This is a genomic window from Micromonospora sp. ATA51 (genome assembly GCF_016802855.1).
Taxonomy (GTDB): domain Bacteria; phylum Actinomycetota; class Actinomycetes; order Mycobacteriales; family Micromonosporaceae; genus Micromonospora; species Micromonospora sicca.
The window spans coordinates 1-2,779 of sequence record NZ_JAEVHJ010000524.1; the positions used below are offsets into that span (position 1 = coordinate 1).

At 73.9% G+C, this 2,779-nt stretch carries 3 protein-coding genes; all 3 read right to left on the reverse strand.

Annotated features, from left to right (window positions below; all coding sequences use genetic code 11):
* Nucleotides 1–1,311, reverse strand: a 1,311-nt coding sequence (locus JNW87_RS37120; protein ID WP_238455328.1) for a hemolysin family protein, incomplete at its 3' end; no start/stop codon positions are given.
* A gap of 131 nt (nt 1,312–1,442) precedes the next feature.
* Complete coding sequence (locus JNW87_RS37125; RefSeq protein WP_236648484.1) at nt 1,443–2,069, reverse strand: hypothetical protein; 627 nt, start codon at nt 2,067–2,069, stop codon at nt 1,443–1,445.
* A gap of 10 nt (nt 2,070–2,079) precedes the next feature.
* Nucleotides 2,080–2,583 carry a GNAT family N-acetyltransferase gene (locus JNW87_RS37130; protein WP_109805185.1) on the reverse strand — a complete coding sequence of 168 codons (504 nt, stop codon included), beginning with the start codon at nt 2,581–2,583 and terminating at the stop codon, nt 2,080–2,082.
* Nucleotides 2,584–2,779: the final 196 nt, after the last annotated feature.

Sequence of the window (2,779 nt, forward strand, 5' to 3'; positions counted from 1 at the left end):
CTCCAGCAGGCGGGGCGTCGGCGTCGGTCGCCCGTCGGTGCCGGCGTCGCGGCGGATCCGCACCTCGGTGATCGCCCGGTGGTCGATGTCGGCCACCACCAGCTCCCAGCCGTCGACGGTGACGCTCTCCCCCGCCACGGTGGGGATGTGCCCGAGGCAGGTCAGCACCAGCCCGGCGATGGTGGTGTAGTCGCCGGCCGGCCGGCCGGGCAGCGCCACGCCCAGGTCGGCCAGGTCGTGCACCGGGAAGGTGCCCGGCAGCAGCAGCGTGCCGTCCTCCTCCGTGCGGACGGAGCTGAGGTCGCGGTCGGTCTCGTCGTAGATCTCGCCGACGATCTCCTCGAGGATGTCCTCCAGGGTGACGATCCCGTCGACCGCGCCGCGCTCGTCCACCACCAGGGCGATGTGCTGCCGTTCGGCCTTGAACTGGCGCAGCGCGTCGACCACCGGCAGCGAGTCGGGCAGCAGCATCGGCGGTCGGGCGCACTCGTCGACCGGCCGGTCGTCCGGCACGCCGACCAGGTCGCGCAGGTGGATCACGCCGACCGCGTCGTCCAGGCCGCCGTGCCGGACCACCGGGGCCCGTGAGTGGCCGGTCGCGGCCAGCACCAGCCGGGCGGCCTCCGCGGTCGTCCCGCTGTCGAGCGTGAAGACCTGGAGCCGGGGTACGAGCACCGCCCGCAGCTGCCGGTCAGCGATCTCCACCGCGCCGGCGATGATCGTCCGCTGTTCCTTGGTGAAGCCGTGGTTGCCGGCGACGATGTCGCGCAGCTCGTCCGGGCCGATCTCCTCGGGCTGGTGCCCGGGGTTCAGCCCGAAGAGGCGTACCACCAGGTCGCTGGTGGCGCCGAGGGCCCAGACGGCCGGCCGGGTGAAGGTGGCCAGCAGGTCGAGCGGCCTGGCCACCACCAACGCCCACCGCTCGGCGGACTGCATGGCGATCCGCTTCGGGGCCAGCTCGCCGAAGACCAGGGTGACGAAGGTCAGGGCCAGGGTCACCGCCACGATGGCGACCGTCCCGGCCGCGTCGCCGAACACCCAGAGCAGCGGTACGAGCGGCCTGGCCAGGGAGACCGCCGCGGCGGCCGAGGCGAGGAAACCGGCGAGCGTGATGCCGATCTGGATGGTGGCCAGGAACCGGTTCGGGTCCTTGGCCAGCCGGGCCAGGGTCCGGCCGGCGCGGCTGCTCCGCTCCAGCCGCTGGAGCTGGCTGTCCCGCAGCGAGACCAGGGCCATCTCACTACCGGCGAAGGCCGCGTTGACGATGACCAGGACTCCGACCAGGGCCAGTTGGCTCCAGTAGCTCTGCACGCCCGGTTCTCTCCCTCACCGCGCCCAGCGTCGGCCGGCCCGGCCGACGCCGCCGGCCGGGAACCCGGTCGGCGTAGGCCCCACTGTGCCCAGCGGCGGGGTGGCTGAATCCTCCCGGTGGCGGCGGGCCGTCAGGCCGGCGCGGGCAGGTCGAGGACGTACGCGTCGCCCTCCGGGCGGAAGCCGAGCCGGTGGTAGTAGGGGGCGACCATGCCGGGCGGGCTGACCACCCGGCGGAACCCGCGGTCGGTGAAGAGGCTGCTGCGCCGGTAGACGAACTCGCCCGGGGTGAAGTCGCGGAACGGCGGGGTGACGTAGTCCAGGTCGATCTGGGCGACCCCGCCGGCCTCGGCGTGCGACACCACCACGCCGACCACCTCGTCGGCGCGGACCACCAGGAAGGCGGAGCGTCGGCGGTCTTCGGGGTCCCAGTGGAAATCCGGGTTGAACCGGGCGATGTCGGGCGCGTGCACCCGCAGCGTGTGGGCCAGGAACGCGTCGCCAGTGCCCACCTCGACCACCTGGTACGTCTGCTCGTCGTGCCGGGTGGCCAGCATCTTCCGCAGGTACCAGACATTGACCACGGCCAGCACCACGTTGAGGCCGACCATCGGCCAGACGTGCACCGCCGCGTTGTAGCCGATCAGGATCAGGCAGCCGAGCAGGTTCAGCGCGCGCAGCCGCAGGATGCGCGTCTGCAGCAGGGACCAGACCAGCAGCGCGGAGCCGGCCCAGCCGACGAGTTCCAGCCAGTTCACCCCGGGGAGACTAGTGGTCGCCCAGCTCAGTGCCGTCGGCGGGCAGCTCCAGCACCCATTCCTCGACCTCGGCGCCGCGGCCGTCGGCGTACCCGGAGTCCTCGCCGACGACGACGAAGCCGCACTTGCGCAGCACGGCCAGGGAGGCGCGGTTGTCCTTGGCGACGCGGGCGTGCACCGGGCCGCGCGGCAGCTCGCGCAGCAGCGCGGCCAGCGCGGCCGTGGCGTGGCCCCGGCCCCACCGGCGCGGGTCGATCCAGTAGCTGACCTCGGTGCGCCCGTCGACCGGGAAGGCAGCCACGTGCCCCACCACCTCGTCGTCGACCAGCACGGTCCGGGTGACGATGCGCGGGTCGGCGCGGATGCGTGCCCAGTGCGCGTCGAACGCCGCCCGGTCGGCCGGGTCGGCCGGCCCGAAGGCGGCCATCCAGTTGGCCTGCGGATCCTGCTGGTGGGCGAAGAACTCGGGCAGGTCGGCGTCGCGTACCGGACGGAGGCGCACAGCGGAGGTCACCCGCCGGAGGATACGCAGGCCCACCGACGCACTCGGCACCTCCGGCCCGGTGACCCTCGGCGTCAGCCCGGCCGTGCCGCGCAACGTCCGGGAGCGGTCACCCGGGCGGTGGACGCCGAGCCCAGGACGGGCCCGGCCCGCCCGGTGGCGTCGGAGGATCGGCAGATGACCACACCTCGCCTCCGGCGGGTCCGCG